Raw genomic sequence first — 22,187 nt, forward strand, 5'->3', positions numbered from 1 at the left:
CCGATATGCTTGCTCAAGCCACCGCCTCGCAGCCTCCCGGCATCCAGCCCGTGCTGCAGGAAGAACCCTACCTGCTGGAAATCGTCAACATCAGCAAAGGCTTTCCCGGTGTCGTGGCCCTGGCCGATGTGCAATTGCGGGTACGCCCCGGTTCCGTGCTGGCGCTGATGGGCGAGAACGGTGCGGGCAAATCGACGCTGATGAAAATCATCGCCGGTATCTACCAGCCCGACGCAGGGGAAATTCGTCTGCGTGGCAAGCCGATTGTGTTCGAAACGCCGCTGGCGGCGCAGAAGGCCGGGATCGCGATGATCCACCAGGAACTCAACCTGATGCCGCACATGAGCATCGCCGAAAATATCTGGATCGGTCGCGAGCAGCTCAACAGCCTGCACATGGTCAACCACCGTGAAATGCACCGTTGCACTGCCGAATTGCTGGCACGCTTGCGTATCAACCTGGACCCCGAAGAGCACGTCGGTAACCTCAGCATCGCCGAGCGGCAGATGGTCGAAATCGCCAAGGCGGTGTCCTACGACTCCGACATTCTGATCATGGATGAACCGACGTCAGCCATTACCGAGAAGGAAGTGGCCCACCTGTTTTCGATCATTGCCGACCTCAAGTCCCAAGGCAAAGGCATCGTCTATATCACGCATAAAATGAACGAAGTGTTCGCCATTGCCGATGAAGTCGCGGTGTTTCGCGACGGCCATTACATCGGCTTGCAGCGCGCCGACAGCATGAACAGCGACAGCCTGATCTCGATGATGGTCGGCCGTGAACTGAGCCAACTGTTCCCGGTGCGCGAGACGCCCATTGGCGAATTGCTGCTGTCGGTGCGCGACCTGCGCCTGGACGGTGTGTTCAAGGACGTGTCATTCGATCTGCATGCCGGTGAAATCCTCGGCATCGCCGGGTTGATGGGCTCGGGCCGCACCAATGTGGCGGAAACGATCTTCGGCATCACCCCAAGTTCTGGCGGGCAGATCACCCTCGATGGCAAGCCGGTGCGCATCAGCGACCCGCACATGGCCATCGAGAAGGGGTTTGCGTTGTTGACCGAAGACCGCAAGCTCAGCGGCCTGTTCCCGTGCCTGTCGGTCCTGGAAAACATGGAGATGGCCGTGTTGCCGCTTTACTCGGGCAACGGCTTTATCCAGCAGAAGGCGTTGCGCGCCTTGTGCGAAGACATGTGCAAGAAGCTGCGGGTGAAAACCCCATCCCTTGAGCAGTGCATTGACACGTTGTCCGGCGGCAACCAGCAAAAAGCCCTGCTGGCGCGTTGGCTGATGACCAACCCACGGTTGTTGATTCTCGATGAGCCGACCCGAGGCATCGATGTGGGCGCCAAGGCCGAGATCTATCGCTTGATTTCCTTCCTCGCCAGCGAAGGCATGGCGGTGATCATGATTTCCTCCGAGCTGCCGGAAGTGCTGGGCATGAGCGACCGGGTGATGGTGATGCACGAAGGCGAACTGATGGGCACCCTCGACCGCGCGGATGCAACCCAGGAAAAAGTCATGCAGTTGGCTTCCGGTATGACCGTAGTCCACTGACGAACAGCACAGAATAAGAAGGTGATTGGCTATGAACGCAATAACAGACAACAAGCCTGCCACGGCACCGGTCAAGCACCGTCGGCGTTTACCCACCGAGCTGAGCATCTTCCTGGTGCTGATCGGCATCGGCCTGGTGTTTGAACTGTTCGGCTGGATCGTGCGTGACCAGAGCTTCCTGATGAACTCCCAGCGCCTGGTGCTGATGATCCTGCAAGTGTCGATCATCGGGCTGCTGGCGATTGGTGTGACCCAAGTGATCATCACCACCGGTATCGACCTGTCCTCCGGCTCGGTGTTGGCGTTATCGGCGATGATCGCCGCCAGCTTGGCGCAAACCTCGGACTTTTCCCGCGCAGTGTTCCCCAGCCTGACCGACTTGCCGGTGTGGATTCCGGTGGCGATGGGCCTGGGGGTAGGGCTGCTGGCGGGGGCGATCAACGGCAGTATCATCGCCGTAACCGGGATCCCGCCGTTTATTGCCACCCTGGGCATGATGGTCTCGGCGCGAGGCCTGGCGCGTTACTACACCGAAGGCCAACCGGTGAGCATGCTTTCGGATTCCTACACGGCGATTGGTCATGGTGCGATGCCGGTGATCATCTTCCTGGTGGTGGCGGTGATCTTCCATATCGCCCTGCGCTACACCAAGTACGGCAAGTACACCTACGCCATCGGCGGCAACATGCAGGCGGCGCGCACCTCGGGGATCAACGTCAAGCGCCATCTGATCATCGTCTACAGCATTGCCGGGCTGTTGGCGGGCCTGGCCGGGGTTGTCGCGTCGGCGCGTGCCGCTACCGGCCAGGCCGGCATGGGCATGTCCTATGAACTGGACGCGATCGCCGCAGCGGTCATCGGTGGCACCAGCCTGGCAGGCGGGGTAGGGCGCATCACCGGCACCGTGATCGGCGCGTTGATCCTCGGGGTGATGGCCAGCGGGTTTACCTTTGTCGGGGTGGACGCGTACATCCAGGACATCATCAAGGGCCTGATCATCGTGGTGGCGGTGGTGATCGACCAGTATCGCAACAAGCGCAAGCTTAAGCGCTAACGCAGATTTACAACTGGCAGAGCAGCAACGTGTGGGAGCGGGCTTGCTCGCGAAAGCGCTGTATCAGTGCCCGATGCGCGGCCTGACACTCAGTATTCGCGAGCAGGCCCGCTCCCACAGTTGGATCTGCGCCGATGAGTTCTAACCGTTTGTCTTCTATATAGCTCCACAAGACTGAATTTCTTGCTATAAACGCACTCCGATGACCATTCGCCAAGCCCGTCCTGGTGCCTTTGGGGGTTAATTGGGAAAAAATGCCTGTCTTTTCAGTTGCTGAGCCCTCAAGTCGGCCTTAGACTGCCGCCCCTCGTAAATTGAGTGCCGGGTGGCGCTTGAAATGGATGGCGCCTTTCCGAGACCTGCACAGGCCTTCCGGGAAGCTCCCTTATTCGCCTTAATGCACGTATTTTTTATAGAGAAATCAATGACAAAGGAAAAGTTGCTGGCCATGCCGGCGGATGACTACATGAATGCCGAACAGCACGCTTTTTTCGAGCAGTTGCTGCAAGACATGAAGGTGGAACACCACGAGCGCATTGAGCAGAACCGCATCGCCATCGAAAGCCTGGACACCCCGGCTGACCCGGCTGACGCCGCTTCCGTGGAAGAAGAGCGCACCTGGCTGGTGAATGCCATCGACCGCGACCAGCGTATGCTGCCGCAGCTTGAGCGCGCGCTGGAACGCATCAAGGAAGACTCTTTTGGCTGGTGCGACGACAGCGGCGAGCCTATCGGCCTCAAGCGCCTGCTGATCAGCCCGACCACCAAATACTGCATCGAAGCGCAAGAGCGCCACGAGCAGATCGACAAGCACCAGCGTCAAGCCTGATACGCTGAAGGCTGCTGTGCTGAACGTGGACACCGTGCATGCGGTGTCCAGAAATACCGTCGACACCCCTGTCTATTGATCTACTGCAGGAACTCCACTAAAGGCCCATGGATAATGGCCCAATACTGGCGTCTAATGCGTGAACAATAATGACAAGCAGCGGGGTAACGACGATGGCTGGAGACGGATCTCTGATGGGCGCAGCAGTGCCACCGCACACGGTGGCGCGCGTGCTGCCCGGCTGGCCGACGCAGCTTGTGCAGAGCGCCGCCCTGGTCCTGGTATTGCTGGGCCTGGCGTTTGCCGGTTTGCCGCTGTACCTCTGCGTGCCACTGGCCTTGCTGGTCATCTGGCTGCCTGCGCTTAAACCCCGTGCGCCCCGCGTGGAGCTTTCCCAGGCCGCCGACACGGTGGGCGAACTGACCCGCGATCTTTCCTATACCACCAGCCATAACGCGCTTTCCGCGGCCGGCGTGGCCTATTCGGTCAAGCAACTGGCGGCGCGGGTGCAGTCGCAGCTGAGCGCCGCCAAGCAGATTGTCAGCAATGCCGAAGTGATGATCGGCACCGAACAGGTCACTTCCCAGCTCAGCCGCCAAGCCCTCAGCGCGGCCAGCCAGGCGCATCAGTGCAGCACGCAAGGGCGTGAAGTGCTGGCGCAGTCGATCACCCGCATGCGCCAGCTCAGCCAGCGCGCGAATGCCAGCCGTGAACTGATCGAAGCCTTGAGCCAGCGCAGTGAGGAAATCCAGCGCGTGACCCTGGTGATCCAATCCATCGCCAGCCAGACCAACTTGCTCGCATTGAATGCGGCGATTGAAGCGGCACGTGCGGGTGAGCACGGCCGCGGCTTTGCCGTGGTCGCCGATGAAGTGCGTGGCCTCGCCGGACGCACCGCCACGGCCACCGACGAGGTCGGGGTGATGGTTGCGGATATCCAACAACGCACGACTCAAGTGGTTGAGCAGATTCGCCAACTGTCGGCGGACCTGCACATCGGCGTCGAGCAGGTGGAGCACGCCGGCGAGCAATTGGAAAACATCGCCAGCCTGGCGGCGGATGTGGAAGGGCAAGTCCATGAAATTGCGCAGGGCACCGACACCAACCGTACGCAACTCGACAGCCTGTTCCACGCCGTGGAGCAGATGCGCAGCGACTTGACGGTGAGCGACGAGCAAACCCGGCAGCTGGCTGATGTCGCCGTGCAAATGGAAGGGCAGGCGGAAACCATCAGCGAACGCCTGGCTGAGGTCGGCCTGGATGACTATCACCAGCGCATCTACGACCTGGCCCGTGAAGGGGCCACGCACATTGCCGAACAGTTCGAGGCTGATCTGCTGCAAAACCGTATCAGCCTGGAGGACTTGTTTGACCGCAGCTACACGCCGATCCCGAATACCCGCCCAAGCAAATACCACACGCGTTTTGATGGTTACACCGACCAAGTCTTACCGGCGATCCAGGAGGCGTTGCTGCCGCGCCATGAAGGGCTGGTGTTCGCCATTGCCTGCACACCTCAGGGCTATGTGCCGACGCACAATAAGGCGTTCTCTCACCCTCTCACTGGTGATGATCAGGTCGATGCGCTGCAGAACCGCACCAAACGCAAATTCGACGACCGCACCGGCATTCGTTGCGGCAGCCATCAACAAGCGGTGTTGTTACAGACCTATACCCGTGATACCGGCGAATTGATGCACGACTTGTCAGTGCCGATTATGGTCAGGGGCAGGCATTGGGGTGGTTTGCGCCTGGGCTATAAACCGGAGGGTGCTAAAGCCGAGCGTTAGGATTGTTGCTGTTTATGCAATGGAGCTATTCCGCAGATAGCTTTTTCCAACTGGAATAAAACCGTAGCATGGCCAACATTGTTAGGCAGCTAACTAATGTGGCGGAGAGGCTCCATGCAAAACAAGGTTGATGTCGCCGTGATGATCGGCAGTGGCGTACCACAAGCCCTGCGTGCGCTGGGTCAGAAAGCCTGTTGGGTGGTGTTGCTCAATGGCGAGCAACGCGGCACCGCGTTCGCCAGTCGTGATGAAGCCGAGGAGTGCAGGGCTGCCTGGGAGGCGCTGATGCGCCTGGAACAGTCAGACAGCCTGCATTGACGGAGCTTAGTGCGGTTGATGCAGACGCTGGTTCAGTTCATCCACCGGGATGGCCCATTCGGCGTCTTCGCGCAATTCTTCCTTGAGAAACGCCGCCTGTTGCGGCGTCCAGAAAGGGGCATCGATCAGCTTGACGTCTTCATCCAGCGTGTGTGCGCCGATGAATGCGTCGATGGCTTCGGGGCTTGAATCCAGGCCGAGTTGTTCAAACAGGGTTTCAAGGGTTGGGATTGGCGCGTCCATGATCATTCTCCATGCAGGGTGATGGTCGTTGTGCATGTGAGGCTCTGGGCGCGGCAGAGTTCAGGAATTAAGTGCCCCCGAGTCCACGGCGGTTTTCAGCGCCCTGGCGGCATCCTTTGCCGCGATGGCGGCGGCGTCGACAGTCTTGAACCAACGATCTTTTTCTACCTGATGCGTGGTGACCGTGGTCAGCGGTGGTTTGGCCCGCATGATGATCACCGCTTGAAACTCACCGTCTACTTCCCTCGCATCGCCATGGATGAAAAATTCGCCAATATCAAATTCCGTCACGTATAGCCTTCCCTTCTAGGTAACTGCACTGATGAAACCTGACCCGCTGGGGGCAAACTTCAATGGACGGGGCAGTATGGCAGTTGTTGACGGGCGACGGCGCAGTAAAGTCATCCAGACGACGAAACGAACCCGCCGTAAGTGGCGTGCAGGCTGGCTTCGAGTTGTTTGGCCAATTCGCAGGCCTGAGCGTGCGTGCTGCGAAAACCTCTGATCCTGCCGCTGGTCACTTCCAGAATATGAAAGAAACTGCGCCCGGCCGGTACAACTTGGTAAAGAACGGCATTGGGGTACCCGTTGGGGTAATCTAGGCAGTAGTATTGGCGCTCGTCGTGACGTGATGAACGAGTGCGAGACGGCGTAGCGTCGTGTGGGCGTGATTGCATGGCCAGCTCCTGTCGATCAATCTTGTTGACTCACCAGCAGCGTTTCGGGTGGTTTTAACCCGTGTTGCTGTTTTAGTATTGTCGTCGGCAGCCGATGCTTGGTTCCAAACCAGGTATTTTGTTATGTGTAGGTTGTCGGAAATTGCGTTTTTAACTGGGTTATTCTCTGAAGCTGATCGGCCCGTGTTCTCGGGCCGTTGAATCTGTGATTGTCTGTTGCGCCAGATGACCTTGCATAAGGTCCATCGCGCACGCCTGTACTAGTCTCATGACGTAGCAGCGGGTTCTCTTCAGTATTTTAACGAATGTGTGATCGTGGCTACGCGCACTTTTTTGTGGCGGCGGATCGTTTTTTTGTGCTGCCCGCTTTGGCGGTCGGCGTTCTTTTTGATGTGGGGGCGTTTCCTTGGCAGTCAGTAATCTGGATATGCACGCGTTATTCGTGCTGGGTGATTTGCGCGCAAAGTTGGTCAAGCAGTTTCAATCCCGTTTCGTTTACATCACTGAACAGACACCGGAAGGCATCTACATCGCCGAGATCGATACCGAAACGGCGTTGGTCGTGGATGACAAGCCGCGCCTGGAGCTCAAGGTGGGTGACCATTTCCGCGCGGCCGTGCTGCCGAGTCGTGAAGGTGGCAAGTTCGAGTTGAAGTTCCGCGACATCAAGTTGACGGTGTATGGCCTGGGCGATTACGCCTTCGTGTCTTCCACTGAAGGGCAGGGCATCGTATTCAAGGAAGGCCACAGCGTGATGCTGGTGTTTGCCGCCAATGAGCAACTGCAGGAAGGCCTGACCAAAACCCTCAAGGCCGTGACCGGTAAGGCCGCCAAGTGGCGCAAGGGCGAACTGGTGACCTTCAAGGCCAGCGAATAGTCGCCAGACACCGCGTGTATTTTTGCTCTCCCGGAACCTCTACTACAGTTGAGTTGACTTAACTATTCAGAGGCTTCGCGCATCCGCAGCAAAGCCTTCCGCGATGGCTGTGAAAATGCGAGGTGCAAAGGCATGAAAGGATTGAGATCGCTGTTGGCGGCGTCGCTGACGACCCTGGGGTTGTCGGTGGCCTCACTGCCGATATCGGCCGCACAGGCACCGGTGCATTTCGCCGACCTGAACTGGGAAAGCGGCAGCCTCATCACCGAGGTGCTGCGGTTTATCGTCGAGAAGGGCTATGACCTGCCCACCGACACCTTGCCCGGCACCACCATCACCCTGGAAACCGCCTTGGCGAAAAATGACATCCAGGTGATTGGCGAAGAGTGGGCCGGCCGCAGTCCGGTCTGGATCAAGGCGGAAGCCGAAGGCAAAGTGGTTGGCTTGGGCGATACGGTCAAGGGTGCCACCGAGGGGTGGTGGGTGCCGGAGTACGTGGTCAAGGGCGACCCCGCCAAAGGCCTGAAGCCGTTGGCGCCGGACCTCAAGACCGTGCAGGACCTGGCGCGTTACAAGGATGTGTTCAAGGACCCCGAGGCCCCTGGCAAAGGGCGCTTTTTGAACAGCCCGATCGGCTGGACGTCGGAAGTGGTGAACGCACAGAAACTCAAGGCTTACGGCCTGAACGACAGCTACGTGAACTTCCGCAGCGGCTCCGGTGCGGCACTCGATGCCGAGATTGCGTCGTCGATCCGTCGAGGCAAACCGGTATTGTTCTACTACTGGTCACCGACGCCCTTGATGGGGCGTTACAAATTGATCCAGTTGCAAGAGCCGCCGTTTGACGCCGATGCCTGGAAGACCCTCACCGACGCGGATAACCCCAATCCGAGGCCGACTCGGTCGTTGGCGTCCAAGTTGAGTATTGGTGTGTCGACGCCGTTCCAAAAAGACCACCCGCAGATTGCCGAGTTTTTTACCAAGGTTCAGTTCCCGATCGAGCCACTGAATAAATCGCTGGCATCGATGAGTGAGAACCACACGCCGCCACGGGATGTGGCTCAGGCATTTCTAAAAGAGCACCCTGAGGTGTGGAAGGCTTGGTTGACGGAAGACGTGGCGCAGAAAGTGCAGGCGAGCCTGAAGTAATCGACGGTCGTTGTTTGGAATGGAAATCCAAAGGTGGGAGCGGGCAAGTCCGCTCCCACCGTTCTAAGCGCAAAGCAGCGTTAGAACCTGGTTTGCACCGCGACCTCAAAGGTCCTTGGTGAGCCCAGGTAATACGCTGGCGACACATGCGCAAACTCGGCGTACACCTCATTCGTCAGGTTACGCACCCGCCCGGTTACTGACGTGTGCGAGTCGACTTTGTAGCGCAGGAACGTCCCAAACAGCGTGTAGGCCGGCACCGTTTGAGTGTTGGCATTGTCCGCAAACACCTCAGCGACATACCGCGCATCCACACCGCCTTGCCAATCCTCAGAAACGTCATAGGTCAGCCACAGGTTGCCCACGCGCTTGGGCACGTTGGTGGGGGTGTTGCCTTTGCGTGAGACCACCGCGCCGCTGGCGACTTTCTCGTTGAAGTCATCGTACTCGGCGTCCACCCAGGCAACGTTGCCCTCGGCCAGCAGCCTTGGCGTGATGCGCAATGAGCTGGCCAGCTCGATGCCCTTGGAGGTCTGGGCTCCCACCGGGATGCTGTTGTTCGGGTCCAACGGGTTGGTGACGGCAAAATCCTTGCGTTCGATCTTGTAGGCCGCGACGGTGGCCGAGCCGCGACCGTCGAGGTAATCGAACTTGCTGCCCACTTCCCACTGCTTGCCGGTCGACACGTCGAAGACCTGGGTGGTGGTTGATGGCTGTTCAGCCGCCGTGCTGTATTGCACATACACATTGGCCGATGGAATGAACTGGTAGGTCAGGCCCACGCGGCCGGTTACCGGCTCCCAGCTGCGCTTGAAATGCCGTGGGTTGGTGGCGGTGATGCTGCGGTGATTGGTGACGTCCAGGTCGATAGCGTCGTAACGCAAGCCCGTCAGCAGCGAGAGTTTATCGGTGAGGCCCAGACGGTTCTCCACGAACAGTGCCTGGGTGGTGACTTGGTTGGTTTTGTCTTTGACGAAGCCAGGCTTGGTGCCTGGGATAGCGTAGAAATGCCCAGGGTTGTAGTTGTTCGGGTCCACCGTGCTGTTACCCGGCACGTTCAGCGGGTTGTTGGTGGTGCTGTTGACTTTGTACTCAAAGCCGCCCGACCACGTTGTCGCAAGGCCGAAGAATGTGTCGTCATGGCGCAGCTCGAACTGGTTGCCGTTCTGCTCGCCCTGATGCCGGACTTGATAAGCGGTCGAGCGGTTCACCGCGCTATTGTCAGTGTTGTATTGGTAGGTTTCCAGGTTGCGGTAGTCGCGCTGGCTGTCGAGGTGATAAAGGGTGTTTTTCAGCGTGGTGCTGTCGTTGATCCGGTAGTCGATGATCGAGCGCGCCCAGAGGGTGCGCTGTTCGTAACGGCCATCGGCAACGTTGTAGTTGTTGAAGCGGTTGTGTTTGTCGATCTTCAACTCGCCGGCCTTGGGATTGAGCACCGGCGTGCCCCAATACGGGCTGTCTTCGTGTTCATCCTGGTATTCCAGGGCCAGGGTGTGGGACAGGTTGGGCGTAAGGTCGCTGAGCAGGGAAAACGCCAGGCTCCAGGCATCACGCTGGTCGCGGTCGATGTAGCTGTGGTTGGTGTTGCGGCTGACGTCCAGGCGCGCGTAATGCTGCACCTCGGCGCCCGGTTCGGTCAGCGCGTGATTGAGGCCGAAGGCCATGCCGGCGCTGTGGTAGCTGCCGTACGTGAGCTGGCCTTCGGCGGCCTGTTCCTCACGGGTCGCCAGCTTCGTCACGTAGTTCAGCGAGCCGCCCACGGAGCCGGCGCCGTTGATCAAGGAGGAGGGGCCACCGACCAATTCCACCCGGTCGTAAACCCACGCATCGACCGGCCGCGCCAAGCCGGTAGCGACATTGATGCCGTTGAACATCTGGGTGATCTGGCTGCTGGTAAAGCCACGATACGACACAAACCCGCCAAACCCGGGCGGCGCACTGGCGTTGACGCCTGGCAACGTGTTGGCCGCATCGCGAAAGGTCTTGGCGCCATGGCGCTCGATGTCACTGCGAGTGGCGATCGCCACCGACGCCGGGGTTTCCCGCACGCTTAAGCCCAGCCGCGAAGCCATGCCGCTGGATTGATCCAGGGCCAGCCCCGGCTCAGTGGATTGTTCGCCATCAATGGTGGTGGGGGCTAACTCCAGCGCCCAGCCACCGACAGGCAGGCAGCCGAACAGGCCCGCCAACAAGGGTAAATGTTTCATGGTTGAATCCTGAAAAACTTGGCTTGAAAACAACGCACAGCCGCCCGTATTCCCCAATAGGAACGGTGGCCGGTGCAGATCGGAAAGCGAAGGAATCAGGCGAACGCGGGCGGCGCGCGAGGGTTGGCCGTGGGCCAGGTGAAGCGGGCAGAAATGTCGGCGGCGAGAACCACGGCCGGTGGTGGCGCGTGAGGTTGTGGCAGCACCGCCACATTCAGGCTGGAACTCAGTGCCGGGCCCATGCCGCCGGTCGAACAAAGCGGGCAGCCGAACGCCTTGGACAGCGTCGGCAGGTTCTCATCCGTGGAGTTAGTCTGCGTTGGCGCCTGGGTGCGCGGGTCCACTGTACAGAACTGGCCACCGATGCCGTTGAGTTGCATCCCCAGCATCTGCCCGTGACCAATACTGCACGCGAACACATTGAACAGGACGCAGCAATAAAGCATCCAGGCAATGAGCGAGCGGTCGGTACGGGCGATTTTCATGGGGCGGCACTTTACCATCAGCCTCCGACGAAATGCCTACAAAAAATCTCAGGGCGACTATCCTCATGCGCACCTTTCAGGGAGAGCCAGTCATGAGCTTTGTCATCGCACGGTGGATCGTCGGGGTTTTTACCTGCATCAGCATGGTGCACCTGTACTGGGCCGCCGGTGGCAAACTCGGCAGCGTTGCGGCCATTCCCCAGCTGCCCGGCGAATTCGCCCGCGGGCCAAGGCCAGCGTTCAAGCCCTCGGCACTCGGCACGTTCCTCGTCGCGATGGGGTTGGTGGCGATTGCTTTGCTTGTCTGCCTGCGGGCCGGGCTGTATTTCTCACCGGTGTCCCATGGCGCACTGCAGTGGGGGATCAGCGCGATAGCCTTGGTCATGTTTGCCAGGGCGATTGGGGATTCGGAGTTGGTAGGGTTTTTCAAGAAGGTGGGTGGGTCCAGGTTTGCAAGGTTGGACACGTATTTTTATTCGCCGTTGTGTCTGGTGTTGGGGGTGGGGTTGTTGGTGGTGGCGTGGGGGTGAGTGGCCAAATGCCTGATCGTTCATCAAGCCAAGCGCTCATGGTTGAATAAAGTACAAGTTGGACATGGAACCCGGGATTTTCTTGGCCTTTCCTAATTTCAGATACTCGTTGAAGTCATGATCGAGAGACTCTTTGTTAGTGTATTAAGCGACCCAGCGCATTGCGCCAGCCAGAACGATAACCTCGACATCACGGCGGCCTATGCCTACTTGGATAACCGCGCGAGTGCGACCTATCAAGGGCGATAGGTCGCCGATAAGGCAATTTAATGGCCCCTTTGTAACAAAATTCTCGCCAGAATCACTTTTATTTTCAGGTGGTTAGGTGGGGATGCAAATGCGCACTGTTGGAATGATGCTGATCGCCTGCTCCCTGGCTGGCGGCGCGGCTGCTGTGCAGGCACGGGAACTGCGCGAGGGTGACAAGTACATGTGCAGTTGGGGCGCAGGCACCGCCGCCAGGGCTCAGGAACTCAAACTGTCGGGCGTGTCGCTGTATGCCGCGCGGCAGAAGATCCAGACCATCAAGTTCAGCAAGTCGTGGATGCGCATGATGGCGATGGGCATCACTGAACAGACGTATGACAGCCGTTCACGGCTTAAGCCGGAGGCGATTCGGCAGAGTTTTTATCAGGATTGCCTGCGTTACAAAGTGGCGCGCAAATGACCCACGGGCGATTTGCACTGGCCAGTGCAAAATCTGCGTAGACCTGTCCAACTTTGCCCTGGCGGGCCTCGCCATACTGGCGCCAGGTAAACCAAGAGGCACAGGCCATGACTGATTACGTATTCACCCCCGCGCCAACCCCATCCCTGGCCATCCAAGGCAGCGACGCGCGTTTCCCGTTGCGTCGCGTCTTCTGCGTGGGCCGCAACTACAGCGAGCACGCCCGTGAAATGGGGCATGACCCGGATCGCGAGCCGCCCTTTTTCTTCATGAAACCGGCGGACGCGGTGGTGCCGGCCGAAGGGGTGATTGCTTACCCGCCGTTGACCGCAGACCTGCACCACGAAGTCGAGCTGGTGGTGGCCATCGGCAAAGACGGGGTGGATATCCGCCCGGAACAGGCTTTTTCGCATATCTGGGGTTATGGCGTCGGTATTGACCTGACGCGCCGTGACCTGCAGGCCCAGGCGAAAAAACTCTCCCGCCCGTGGGAATGGGCCAAGGCTTTTGATGAGTCGGCGCCCTGTACTGCGTTGCAGCCGGTGAGTGCAGTAGGCCACCCGTCAAACGGCAAAATCTGGCTCAAGGTCAATGGTGAGCAGCGCCAGGTCGGCGACCTGGCCGATCAGATCTGGTCGGTCAGTGAAGTGATCAGCCACGCCTCGAAATCCGTGGCGCTCAAGGCCGGCGACCTGATCTTTACCGGCACCCCAGCGGGCGTCGGCGTGTTGCAGCCAGGGGATGGGGTCACCGCCGGCATCGACGGCGTGGGCGCGTTGAGTTTCACCCTCGGCCAAGGTTGAGGCTAAAGTGGTGCCCAGGCCACCCGAGAGACCGTTATGCCAGGCACCCGCGTTACCACCTATGGCATGGAACAACGCAGCGACCGCCCCGACTTCTATATCCGCGATAAACGCGGGCGGGCGGCGCTGACCAGCCCGCATCGGCATGAATACTTCCAGATCCAGATCAACCTGGGCGGCGACACCGTGCAACATATTGGTGGCGCGGTGCGGGCGTTTCCGCACAAAGCCGTGGCGTTTATCCTGCCCCATCGGTTGCATGTGATTCCCCACCCGCAAGACGGCGAGTTCATGCTGATCAACTTCAGCCAGGGGTTTTTCCTGCCGCAATTGACTTGCGATCCGTTGGACCTGGAGGACATCCCCATCGGCCAGGCGCCAGAGTTGTCGCCGTTTCGCTTCCAGGAACAACTGGATTTCATTCTCGACGACGCGGCCTTCGACGACGTGAAAACCTGGCTCGCCCATATGCGCACCCTGGACGCCCAGCGCACGTTCGGCGCGCGTGAGCGGCTAAAAGGCTATCTGTTCCAACTGATCGGCCTCGTCTGCGAACAGTACGCCGAACCCTTGCAGGCGTTGGCCGCCAACAACGCCACACAGCGCGGTCGCAAAGACGCCCTGGCACGCCTGCAGGGCTATATCCGCGAGCACCTGCACGAGCCGACCCTCAACCTGACCGACGCCGCGGCGGCTGCGTTCCTGTCACCCAACTACCTCACCCATCTGCTGCGCAAGGAAACCGGCAAACCCTTTTCCCAGTGGGTGCTTGACCGTCGCATGCAGTTGGCGCGCACCCTATTGCTCAACAGCGCGCAAATGATCGGTGTGATCGCCGAGCGCTGTGGGTTTACTGATCAAGCGTATTTCTCCCGCTGTTTTCGTAAGGCCCACGGCGTCGCGCCGGGGCAGTTCCGTCGTCGCCAGCAGACAGATTCCTTGTAGTCGCGCGCTGTCTCTTACAAAACCACGACAATTTATAGGTTTCTATTTGCATACAATTGCGTGCTTGTGGGGAGGAGGCGCCTATGGAAACCCTTATACGGCTGGCGACGCTCGCGGATATCGACACCGTGTTTGCCATCCGCACCGCCGTGCGGCAAAACCACTTGAGTCATGAACAGCTGGCCGACCTGGGTATCACGCCGCAGGTATTGGCAGACAGCATCCGCGAAGCGCCGTGTATATGGGTCGCGCAAGTGAATGGCGTGCTCGCCGCTTTTTCCATGGTCGACCTGGCCGAAGGCGAGGTGTTCGCGATGTTTGTACTCCCAGCCTACGAGGGCCGTGGTTTGGGCCGCCGACTGATGGCGGTGGCTGAAGCCGCCTTGTTTGAGCGCCACGACAGCGTGTTTCTGGTCACGGATGGGCGTGATGAAATAAGGGCCAATGGGTTTTACCAGCGACTGGGTTGGTCGAAGGTGGGACAGGTCGATGGCGACGATGTGCGTTATGAAAAGAGCAGGGCGCCGCAAAACAATGAACCTACCTGAACCCGCTGCGGCCAACAGCTTTCGCTATTTTTCGATCGGCGTTCTGTGTGTCGCGGTGCTGCTCGGCGTCTGTTTTATACGCTTTAACGCTCAGGTAGACCGTGAACGCCTAGAGACAGCAGAGCGCCTGGCCCTCTGCAAACATTTGGAAAATGTGGCTCGTGCGGCATCACCTGCACGCTTTGAGTCCCCCGAAGTCTGTAAGCAACTGAACAAGCGTTATTCCGAAAGTGTCGCGCCGTTATAGGCAATAACCCTATTTTAATAGCGGACTTACAGCCGCTAGTTAGTCGGGGTTATCACGGTCCATTGCACCAAAAAGTGGCACAACGAGTCTTGTGGACCCTGAAAATTGTGTGGTTATTGAATGACTTACGGCGTTTTTAATCCGACGAAAGGATTAAAATAATCTTGTTACAGGTTTATACAGTGGGTATTATTGCCGGGCGTTCACCTCCCACGGTTTATGCATTTTTAAATCCCAAGTTTCCATCAGCTACTTGGGATTTTTTTTGCCCGGCGTTTGACCTCGGTGTCAGTTTTCAATATCGGCAAACTCCGCACGCATCCGTCCATTGCGTTTGGCCTGGTACAGCAACTTGTCGACGGATTCAACAAACCCCAACATCGCGCTGTTCGGCGTAACCACGTGGGTGCCGACCCCCAGGCTCAGTGTCAGTAGTTGGGACACCGCTGAACATTCGTGTTCGATCTGCTGCTGGCGGATCAGGTGCAGGCAGCGTCCGGCCACCTGCCTGGCTGATGCCGCGTCGGTCTCCGGCAGCAACCACACAAACTCCTCGCCGCCGATACGTGCAATGAAATCCCGTGGCCGGTTGGCCGCCAGTGACAAGGTTCGGGCCACCTGGCGCAGGCATTCATCGCCCTTGATATGGCCGTAGTGGTCGTTGTACTGCTTGAAAAAATCTATATCGAGAATAATCAGCGACAACGGCAGTTGGCTTCGCTGCGCGCTGGCCCACTCCCGTTCGAGTACGGTGTCGAACATTCGGCGGTTGGCGATGCCGGTGAGGCCGTCCTGGAAGGAATACTCCTCCAGTTGTTTTTGCAGGCGGATCAGGTGTTCTTCGGTCTTCTTGCGCTCGCTGATATCGAACATAAAGCCAATCAGTGCCTGGACTTCATCGCCCTCGCGCACCACATGCACCACGTCGCGAATCCACACATAGTCACCGTTCACCGTGAGTGCGCGGTAGTCGGCTTCATGGTCCACGCCGGCGCGCGATTGCGACACGCAGAAATTCACCACGTATTCGCGGTCGTCCGGGTGCATGCGAGCTACCCAGTCATCCACGCTGACCCAACTTTGCGGGGTCCAACCCAACAGCGCTTCGATCTGCGGGCCGATATAGCTGAAGGTCATGGTCTGCCAATCAATGCGCCAGGGGATCGCCCTGGTCGACTCCAGCAGCGTCTTGTACACGTCACTATCCGGCTGGTTCGGTGGGTTGATGCTCATGGCGGGCGGCTCAAGTGATGGCTAAATGCCAAGAGCGTCTTTTGAACCACGCCGTGAGTCAAGCCTTCGCCAAAGTGGCAGACGAGAGGTCGTGTGCTGGGTTTCTGGCGCCAGCGCACGCGCTTTTACAGGGCAAAATGCGGCACAGGTATCACTTTTGAATTAATTGCTCAGTAGCAGGCACAACCCTATCTATGCTGGTTGCATCACATCAACAGGGTAGAACCCAGGGACGGGGGGCTCAGCATGATTTCGATCATTGAACTCAACCGCATCATGGCCGTGGGCTTCCTGCCGCTGGCCTGTGATTGCAGCCTCAACAGCGACGGCTCGCTGCGTATCAGCGTGTTCGAACCGGCGTCCGGGCGTGTCGATTTGCTGCTCACCCGGGTGTCGCCCCAAGGCCTGGACAGTATCCGTTCCATCTCCAACCTTATTGGCGAACTGCGCACCGAGATCAAGGCCGGGCGCCGTGGCTTTGCGGCGGTGGGCTAGCCGTTGACGGTGCGGCTGGGCGTGGACACTGCGCCGTAGTAGCGCCAGCAGCAATGCCGGTGTTCCGGCAGGATCACGCAGCCGCTGAGACTCACGATCAACAGGGCGGCAGCCAGCTTATAAAGTCGACGGGACATGGTATTTCCTCATGGTGTGTGCGGCGTTACCGGTTGAACGCCGCCACCTGCGCACATCCGTCGCGGTGCTTGCACACATTTCATCAAACCTGCTCATCCCCTGGGCAATACTCCTCTGAGCCGCGGCCTCGAAAAAAAGCTGCGCGACGTGCGACGGATTTTCCGCCAGGCACCGTTCAACCCATCAGCAGCGAGCATTTTCGTTCGCCGTATGGAGGAGTTGCCATGAGAACACTGGCCCAATTGCGCTATGCCTTGTTGATCCCGTTGGCCTTTGCCGCGCTTGTCAGTACCCCGACCTTTGCCCAGACCGAAGTGATCATTCGCCAGGCGCCTCCGGCCGAGCGTGTGGAAGTGATCCCGGCCGAACGCCCGGGCTACGCGTGGGACCGTGGCCACTGGAAATGGCAACGCGGTGCCTATGCATGGGTGCCGGGCCATTGGCAGCCGGTGATGCGTAATGCCCGTTGGGAACCTGGGCATTGGGAATCCCGTGGCCCGAACTGGTACTGGCGCGAAGGCCATTGGGTCCGCTGAAATTTGATCCTTAGCCTGCGGACCGAGAGCTGCCCGATTGAAAGACACTGATCCTGACGTTGAGCTACTGGCGCGTATCAGCAACAACGAGCCTGCTGCCGTCAACGAAATGGTGACGCGCAAGTTGCCGCGTTTGCTGGCACTCGCCAGCCGGATCCTGGGCGATGCCGACGAAGCCAAGGACGTCGCCCAGGAAAGTTTTTTGCGGATCTGGCGCCAGGCGGCCAACTGGCGCGCCGGTGAAGCGCGGTTTGACACCTGGCTGCACCGGGTGGCGCTCAACCTGTGCCATGACCGTCTGCGCCGACGCAAGGAGCGCCCGCTGAATGAGGACGAGGCGTTGACGCTGGCGGACAGCGCACCGTCCCCGGATGAGCAGTTGGAAACCGCCGACCGCAGCGCCCGGATGGCCGCCGCCCTGGCGACCTTGCCCGAGCGCCAGCGCGAAGCCATTGTGCTGCAGTACTATCAGGAGCTGTCGAACATCGACGCCGCGGCTCTGATGAATATCAGCGTCGAGGCACTGGAGAGCCTGCTGTCGAGGGCCCGACGCCAGTTGCGCAGCCAACTTGCCGACACACCCGGGCTTGCCCGCCCAGGAAGGGGAACATCATGACACCCGAACGATTTGCGCACCTGGCTGATGCCTACGGGGCCAGCCTGCATCGCTGGCCCAGCGCTGAACAAGCCGCAGCTCAGGCGTTGCTCGACAGCGGTAACGCCAGCGCGCGCGCGGCGTTGTGCGCGGCGGGCTGGCTGGACAGGCAGATGGACAGCCATCAACTGGCCTGCGCGGATCCGGCGCTGGCTCGGCAGATTCGCCAATCCGCGCCGCGCCGCGCCTCTTTCTGGTCGCGCTATGCCAACTGGTTATCGCCCGCCGGCCTGGTCGGTGTGGGGATTGCCGGTATCGCCGCCGGGGTACTGGTGGCGTCGTTGAGCGGGCCATTGCCAATGCTGTCATCGGAAGTGCTGCCGAGTGTCTTCGATCAGGGTGATGCCGACGTCGTCTTCACTGTCAACGCCGAGGAAACCGAGCAATGAGCGTAAAGTCCCTTAAACCCTGGCTGGTCGTCTCGGTGTTGCTCAACGTGTTCCTGATCGGCGGTGTAGGTGGCGGCCTGTATCAGTGGATGGCGACGGCCAGGCCCGCCGAAGCGGTGGTCAACCAGCATGGCCTGCGCCAGGCGATGATCAAGTTGCCGGCAGAGCGCCGCAAGGAGTTGCGCCAGCTGCTGCGGCAAAACCGTGCTGACAGCCAGCCGCTGATCATGGCCGGTCGCGAAGCGCGGCTGGGTGTGATCAAGCAACTCGAAGCGCCGACACTGGACCGCGCGGTGCTGGTCGCCGAACTGGCCAAGGCGCGCGAGGCGGACGTGGCGCTCCGGGCGTTGGTGGATACCACCTTGGCGCAGTTCGCGAGCAACTTGCCCCAGGATGAACGGCAGAAACTGGTCGAGGCGCTGTACCAGCGCGGGCAGGGTAAAACCAAGGAGAAACTCCCCCAGGTCGCGGGGAATAGACCGCGTTCTTGAGCGGATAGGCCCTCACGCACCCAGCGAGCGTTGCGCATGCCGCACACGAGCATGGCGGCGACACCGCTATCCGCAACGGCCGTGACGTGCGCCGCAGCCCGCCAATCAGCGGATTAAACTCATTCGAAGAGCCAGGCAACACGTGCCGCCGCTGCCGTGTTCGTCAAATCCTTTGTCGAACGGCAGAAAACGGAGGGCGGGGTGAGGCGCGGCGTCAGAGGCGACGCACGAAGGATTTGACGATGTGCCGGGTGGCGTCGGTGGTGTCCAGTTCCTCCATGGCGCTGTACGCATGCCACCGGCAATCAATGATTTCGTTACATGGGCGCGCATCGGCAATGTTCACCACCGAGGCTTCGAACACATGATGCACCGTGTCGCGGGCTTTCAATTCCTGCAGGTACAGCAAGCCGTCCACATTCAGCCCGGTTTCTTCTTCCAGCTCGCGTGCGGCTGCCCCGATCGGGCGCTCGTCACGCTCGACCTTGCCGCCCGGCAACGCCCATTTTGACCTGGCCTTGCGCACAAAGAGGATGCGCTCCTCATGTTTGCAAATAACGGTTGCGCGTATTTTCAAGGTCTACACCTCCTTAGTTAGCTGATTGCCTGTCATAAAAGTGTAATGCAATTGTCATGCTAATCGGCGGTGGCATAGTCGGGTGGTGATGTGGATACTTCCCCCTTGATGAAAACGGACGAGGACAACTGATGAATACCGTACGTTGGGGCATGATTGGCTGTGGCAGTGTCACTGAGTTAAAGAGTGGACCCGCTTTCTACAAACTGCCAGGTTCTGCGCTGGTGGCCGTGATGGGGCGCCGCGAAGCCGCTGTGCGCGATTATGCGGCGCGCCACGGTATTGCCCGTTTCTATACCGACGCCCAGGCACTGATCGACGACCCCGAAGTCGACGCGGTGTACATCGCCACGCCGCCCGACAGTCACCTTGAATACAGCCTGATGGTGGCTGCGGCAGGCAAGCATTGCTGCGTCGAGAAACCCATGGCCCTCAACGCCGAGCAAAGCGCGTTGATGCAGCGCACCTTCGAGCGCGCCGGGCTGCATTTGTTCGTGTCCTACTACCGCCGTTCGCTGCCACGTTTTCAGCAGGTGCGTGACTGGCTGCGGGATGGGCGCATCGGTGAGTTGCGCCATGTGACCTGGTCGCTGTGCAAGCCGCCGGCGCCCGCCGATGCCAGCGCCGAAAATTGGCGTACCGACCCGGCCATCGCCGGCGGCGGCTACTTTGCCGACCTCGCCAGCCACGGGTTTGACCTGTTCCAGTACCTGGCGGGCGATATTGTCGAAGTCACCGGTTTTACCGCTCGTCAGGTGGGGCAGTATGCGGCGGAGGACGCGGTGACGGCCTGCTGGACCTTCAGCTCGGGCGCGTTGGGCATGGGCTGCTGGAACTTCGTCGCCGATCGTCGCGAAGACCGCGTCGAACTGATCGGCAGCACGGGCCGCATCACCTTTGCGGTGTTCGAGGACGAGCCGTTGCGTCTTGAAGGTGAGGTAAACGAAGTGTTGGCAGTGCCTTGCCATGAGCATATCCAGTGGCATCACGTGCAGGCCATGAACGCGCACATTCGCGGGGACGCCGAGCATCCATCAGTGGCGATCGAGGCGCTGAAGACCGACCGCATTCTGGACAAAGTATTGCTACGCAATCCGCGCCGTCCTGATTGATTTTCCCAGGGCGGGCGTGGCTTCTGCGACTGTCGGTGGGCACGGGCCAGGGCCCACACTGGTCGCTTATGTTTTCAAGGAATGGATCGATGAACTACAAGGCAGCCTTTATGGCGCTGGGGTTGGTGCTGGCCAGTATGGCGACGCAAGCAGCACCACGGGAGCAACGGCCGGCGGGCGATTTTGATTTCTATGTGCTGTCGTTGTCATGGTCGCCGACGTTCTGCCTGACGCACCCGAGTAACGAGCAGTGCTCGGGCAAAGGCTACGGGTTTGTGCTGCATGGGCTGTGGCCGCAATACGCCAAAGGCGGCTGGCCAGCGTCGTGTGATGCGCAATCGCGGTTGTCGGCCGCTGAGTTGGCCAAAGGCGCGTTGATCTTCCCCACGCAGGCCTTGCTCAAGCATGAGTGGGCCAAGCACGGCACCTGCAGCGGGCTGGATGCGTCGCGCTATCTGGACGCGACCGACACGGCCTTGGCGGCCGTGCAGATCCCGCAGCAATTGCAGCCGTTCAACGTGCCCAATGACCTGGATGCGCAGGCGATTGAAAACCTGTTCCGCCAGAGCAACCCGGCCATGGGCAACCATGGCATGGCCGTCATCTGCAAGGGCAAGGTGTTATCCGAAGTGCGCGTGTGCCTGAGCAAGGAACTGCGTTTTGCCGGCTGCCCCAGAAGCGTCAAGACCCAATGCAAGGGTGGCGACATTCGGATTCCGGTTCAGCGTTGATCACGGACCGGGGTGCAGGGCGATGGCGGCAGGCGCCGTGGCGCTCGACGCTCCGGCGCGGTCCGCCAGGTATCGTGCCGGCGGCTGGCCCACCGTTTTGCGGAACATCGTGATAAAGCCGCTGGCGTTCTCGTAACCCAGGTCCAGCGCGACCCGCTGCACACTTTCACCCCTGGCCAGGCGTTGCAGGGACAGGATCACATGCAACTGCCGGCGCCAGCGCCCGAAACTCAAGCCTAGCTCCTGCAACAGCAGCCGCGTCATGCTGCGCTCGCTCATGCCTATGCGCACCGCCCACTGGCCGAGCGTGGCTTTGTCTGCCGGGTCATCCAGCAGGCTGTCGGCCAGGCGCCGCAGCCGCAGGTCCCGGGGCATGGGCAGGTGCAGGGCTTCGACCGGGGCCTGCGCCAGTTCGTCCAGCAGTGTGCTGATCAGGCGCCCCTGCGCACTGTCTTCTTCGTACAAGTGCGGGAAGCTGACCGCTTTGCTGATCAGCTCATGCAACAGGCCGGACACCGCCAGCGTACAGCCCTGAGCGGGCAGGGCGCTGGCGGCCTGCGGATCGATCAACAGGCAATACACTTCCGCCTCCCCGGAGCCCCGTGCGGCATGCGACAGACCACCGGGAATCCACAGCGCGCACTGCGGCGGCACGATCCAGATACCGGCCTCGATCTGGCAATGAATGACCCCGCGCAGCGTGTAGATCAACTGGCCCTTGCGATGAGCGTGGGGGGCGTTCTCCCAGCGCTTGGACGTGCTCGTAGCGCCCACCGCCACTACCGCGCGCGGGATCACGTCGGCGTCTCTGGCCCTTGACGGGTCGTGCTGATCAAGGCGATGGCGGTGCATGACGGGTCAACTGCTTGGCTGAATTGCGAAATATATTGGCTATTTTATGC

Annotated in this window: 28 protein-coding genes; 20 read left to right on the top strand and 8 right to left on the bottom strand. The window is 60.0% G+C overall.

What is annotated here, in order from left to right:
• Positions 1–5 precede the first annotated feature (5 nt).
• From CPH89_RS23000 to CPH89_RS23020, 5 genes are all read left to right on the top strand, one after another.
• On the top strand, positions 6–1,559 hold the full coding sequence (locus CPH89_RS23000) for a sugar ABC transporter ATP-binding protein (RefSeq protein WP_053256459.1): 1,554 nt from the start codon (positions 6–8) through the stop codon (positions 1,557–1,559).
• 31 nt (positions 1,560–1,590) lie between these two features.
• A complete protein-coding gene (locus CPH89_RS23005) occupies positions 1,591–2,613 on the top strand; it encodes an ABC transporter permease (RefSeq protein ID WP_024076018.1) in 1,023 nt (340 codons plus the stop codon).
• Positions 2,614–3,037: 424 nt separating this feature from the next.
• Positions 3,038–3,442 carry a TraR/DksA family transcriptional regulator gene (locus CPH89_RS23010; RefSeq protein ID WP_010564800.1) on the top strand — a complete coding sequence of 135 codons (405 nt, stop codon included), beginning with the start codon at positions 3,038–3,040 and terminating at the stop codon, positions 3,440–3,442.
• 557 nt (positions 3,443–3,999) lie between these two features.
• Entirely contained in the window at positions 4,000–5,232 is a 1,233-nt protein-coding gene (locus CPH89_RS23015) for a methyl-accepting chemotaxis protein (RefSeq protein WP_371850837.1), read from the top strand.
• Between the two features lie 114 nt (positions 5,233–5,346).
• Positions 5,347–5,550: a hypothetical protein gene (locus CPH89_RS23020; RefSeq protein WP_053256457.1), complete on the top strand. Its 204-nt coding sequence runs from the start codon at positions 5,347–5,349 to the stop codon at positions 5,548–5,550.
• Between the two features lie 6 nt (positions 5,551–5,556).
• Here CPH89_RS23020 and CPH89_RS23025 read toward each other — a convergent pair whose 3' ends face one another.
• Both CPH89_RS23025 and CPH89_RS23030 read right to left on the bottom strand, forming a co-directional pair.
• On the bottom strand, positions 5,557–5,793 hold the full coding sequence (locus CPH89_RS23025) for a DUF2789 domain-containing protein (protein ID WP_053256456.1): 237 nt from the start codon (positions 5,791–5,793) through the stop codon (positions 5,557–5,559).
• A gap of 60 nt (positions 5,794–5,853) precedes the next feature.
• Positions 5,854–6,084 (bottom strand): hypothetical protein, encoded by a 231-nt coding sequence (locus CPH89_RS23030; protein ID WP_053256455.1) that lies wholly within the window; start codon positions 6,082–6,084, stop codon positions 5,854–5,856.
• A gap of 813 nt (positions 6,085–6,897) precedes the next feature.
• On the opposite strand from CPH89_RS23030, the gene CPH89_RS23040 reads away from it, so the two are divergent.
• Both CPH89_RS23040 and CPH89_RS23045 read left to right on the top strand, forming a co-directional pair.
• Complete coding sequence (locus tag CPH89_RS23040; protein ID WP_053256453.1) at positions 6,898–7,347, top strand: hypothetical protein; 450 nt, start codon at positions 6,898–6,900, stop codon at positions 7,345–7,347.
• Between the two features lie 132 nt (positions 7,348–7,479).
• Positions 7,480–8,496 (top strand): ABC transporter substrate-binding protein, encoded by a 1,017-nt coding sequence (locus tag CPH89_RS23045; RefSeq protein WP_053256452.1) that lies wholly within the window; start codon positions 7,480–7,482, stop codon positions 8,494–8,496.
• Positions 8,497–8,576: 80 nt separating this feature from the next.
• Here the strand turns inward: CPH89_RS23045 and CPH89_RS23050 are convergent, their stop codons facing one another.
• A complete protein-coding gene (locus CPH89_RS23050) occupies positions 8,577–10,703 on the bottom strand; it encodes a TonB-dependent receptor (protein ID WP_053256451.1) in 2,127 nt (708 codons plus the stop codon).
• Between the two features lie 95 nt (positions 10,704–10,798).
• Positions 10,799–11,188: a DUF2946 domain-containing protein gene (locus CPH89_RS23055; protein ID WP_053256450.1), complete on the bottom strand. Its 390-nt coding sequence runs from the start codon at positions 11,186–11,188 to the stop codon at positions 10,799–10,801.
• A 92-nt stretch (positions 11,189–11,280) separates the two neighbouring features.
• Here CPH89_RS23055 and CPH89_RS23060 point away from each other — a divergent pair, with 92 nt between their 5' ends.
• The 6 genes from CPH89_RS23060 (at position 11,281) to CPH89_RS23085 (ending at position 14,928) form a co-directional block, all read left to right on the top strand.
• Positions 11,281–11,718: a DUF3995 domain-containing protein gene (locus CPH89_RS23060; protein ID WP_053256449.1), complete on the top strand. Its 438-nt coding sequence runs from the start codon at positions 11,281–11,283 to the stop codon at positions 11,716–11,718.
• A 337-nt stretch (positions 11,719–12,055) separates the two neighbouring features.
• Complete coding sequence (locus CPH89_RS23065) at positions 12,056–12,385, top strand: hypothetical protein (protein ID WP_053256540.1); 330 nt, start codon at positions 12,056–12,058, stop codon at positions 12,383–12,385.
• A 107-nt stretch (positions 12,386–12,492) separates the two neighbouring features.
• Positions 12,493–13,188, top strand: a complete 696-nt coding sequence (locus CPH89_RS23070) for a fumarylacetoacetate hydrolase family protein (RefSeq protein ID WP_053256448.1) — start codon at positions 12,493–12,495, stop codon at positions 13,186–13,188.
• Positions 13,189–13,224: 36 nt separating this feature from the next.
• Entirely contained in the window at positions 13,225–14,133 is a 909-nt protein-coding gene (locus CPH89_RS23075) for a helix-turn-helix transcriptional regulator (protein ID WP_053256447.1), read from the top strand.
• Between the two features lie 83 nt (positions 14,134–14,216).
• A complete protein-coding gene (locus CPH89_RS23080) occupies positions 14,217–14,681 on the top strand; it encodes a GNAT family N-acetyltransferase (protein ID WP_053256446.1) in 465 nt (154 codons plus the stop codon).
• Complete coding sequence (locus CPH89_RS23085) at positions 14,668–14,928, top strand: hypothetical protein (protein ID WP_081006374.1); 261 nt, start codon at positions 14,668–14,670, stop codon at positions 14,926–14,928. The genes CPH89_RS23080 and CPH89_RS23085 overlap by 14 nt, the downstream gene beginning before the upstream one ends.
• A gap of 288 nt (positions 14,929–15,216) precedes the next feature.
• On the opposite strand, the gene CPH89_RS23090 is transcribed toward CPH89_RS23085, so the two are convergent.
• Positions 15,217–16,161, bottom strand: coding sequence for a sensor domain-containing diguanylate cyclase (locus tag CPH89_RS23090; RefSeq protein WP_053256445.1), 945 nt, complete (start codon positions 16,159–16,161; stop codon positions 15,217–15,219).
• 246 nt (positions 16,162–16,407) lie between these two features.
• On the opposite strand from CPH89_RS23090, the gene CPH89_RS23095 reads away from it, so the two are divergent.
• On the top strand, positions 16,408–16,656 hold the full coding sequence (locus CPH89_RS23095) for a DUF1652 domain-containing protein (protein WP_053256444.1): 249 nt from the start codon (positions 16,408–16,410) through the stop codon (positions 16,654–16,656).
• On the opposite strand, the gene CPH89_RS30445 is transcribed toward CPH89_RS23095, so the two are convergent.
• Entirely contained in the window at positions 16,653–16,793 is a 141-nt protein-coding gene (locus tag CPH89_RS30445; RefSeq protein WP_167422758.1) for a hypothetical protein, read from the bottom strand. The two genes, CPH89_RS23095 and CPH89_RS30445, sit on opposite strands and share 4 nt — an antisense overlap.
• 225 nt (positions 16,794–17,018) lie before the next feature.
• Between CPH89_RS30445 and CPH89_RS23100 the strand changes: the two genes are divergently transcribed.
• Genes CPH89_RS23100 through CPH89_RS23115 form a run of 4 tightly spaced genes read left to right on the top strand, consistent with a single transcriptional unit; the run spans position 17,019 to position 18,865 of the window.
• Positions 17,019–17,330 (top strand): YXWGXW repeat-containing protein, encoded by a 312-nt coding sequence (locus tag CPH89_RS23100; RefSeq protein ID WP_053256443.1) that lies wholly within the window; start codon positions 17,019–17,021, stop codon positions 17,328–17,330.
• Positions 17,331–17,367: 37 nt separating this feature from the next.
• Positions 17,368–17,946: an RNA polymerase sigma factor gene (locus CPH89_RS23105; RefSeq protein ID WP_053256442.1), complete on the top strand. Its 579-nt coding sequence runs from the start codon at positions 17,368–17,370 to the stop codon at positions 17,944–17,946.
• The gene (locus tag CPH89_RS23110) at positions 17,943–18,374 is read left to right on the top strand and encodes a hypothetical protein (RefSeq protein ID WP_053256441.1); all 432 of its coding nucleotides are present in this window, start codon (positions 17,943–17,945) and stop codon (positions 18,372–18,374) included. The genes CPH89_RS23105 and CPH89_RS23110 overlap by 4 nt, the downstream gene beginning before the upstream one ends.
• Positions 18,371–18,865, top strand: coding sequence for a periplasmic heavy metal sensor (locus tag CPH89_RS23115; RefSeq protein ID WP_053256440.1), 495 nt, complete (start codon positions 18,371–18,373; stop codon positions 18,863–18,865). Before CPH89_RS23110 ends, CPH89_RS23115 begins: the two co-directional genes overlap by 4 nt.
• Positions 18,866–19,079: 214 nt before the next feature.
• Here the strand turns inward: CPH89_RS23115 and CPH89_RS23120 are convergent, their stop codons facing one another.
• The gene (locus tag CPH89_RS23120) at positions 19,080–19,442 is read right to left on the bottom strand and encodes an NUDIX hydrolase (protein WP_053256439.1); all 363 of its coding nucleotides are present in this window, start codon (positions 19,440–19,442) and stop codon (positions 19,080–19,082) included.
• A gap of 131 nt (positions 19,443–19,573) precedes the next feature.
• On the opposite strand from CPH89_RS23120, the gene CPH89_RS23125 reads away from it, so the two are divergent.
• Both CPH89_RS23125 and CPH89_RS23130 read left to right on the top strand, forming a co-directional pair.
• Positions 19,574–20,554: a Gfo/Idh/MocA family protein gene (locus CPH89_RS23125; protein WP_053256438.1), complete on the top strand. Its 981-nt coding sequence runs from the start codon at positions 19,574–19,576 to the stop codon at positions 20,552–20,554.
• An 89-nt stretch (positions 20,555–20,643) separates the two neighbouring features.
• A complete protein-coding gene (locus CPH89_RS23130; RefSeq protein ID WP_053256437.1) occupies positions 20,644–21,285 on the top strand; it encodes a ribonuclease T2 family protein in 642 nt (213 codons plus the stop codon).
• Here CPH89_RS23130 and CPH89_RS23135 read toward each other — a convergent pair whose 3' ends face one another.
• Positions 21,286–22,137: an AraC family transcriptional regulator gene (locus tag CPH89_RS23135; RefSeq protein ID WP_053256436.1), complete on the bottom strand. Its 852-nt coding sequence runs from the start codon at positions 22,135–22,137 to the stop codon at positions 21,286–21,288.
• Positions 22,138–22,187: the final 50 nt, after the last annotated feature.

The sequence above is a fragment of the Pseudomonas fluorescens genome (genome assembly GCF_900215245.1).
In the GTDB taxonomy this organism is placed as follows: domain Bacteria; phylum Pseudomonadota; class Gammaproteobacteria; order Pseudomonadales; family Pseudomonadaceae; genus Aquipseudomonas; species Aquipseudomonas fluorescens.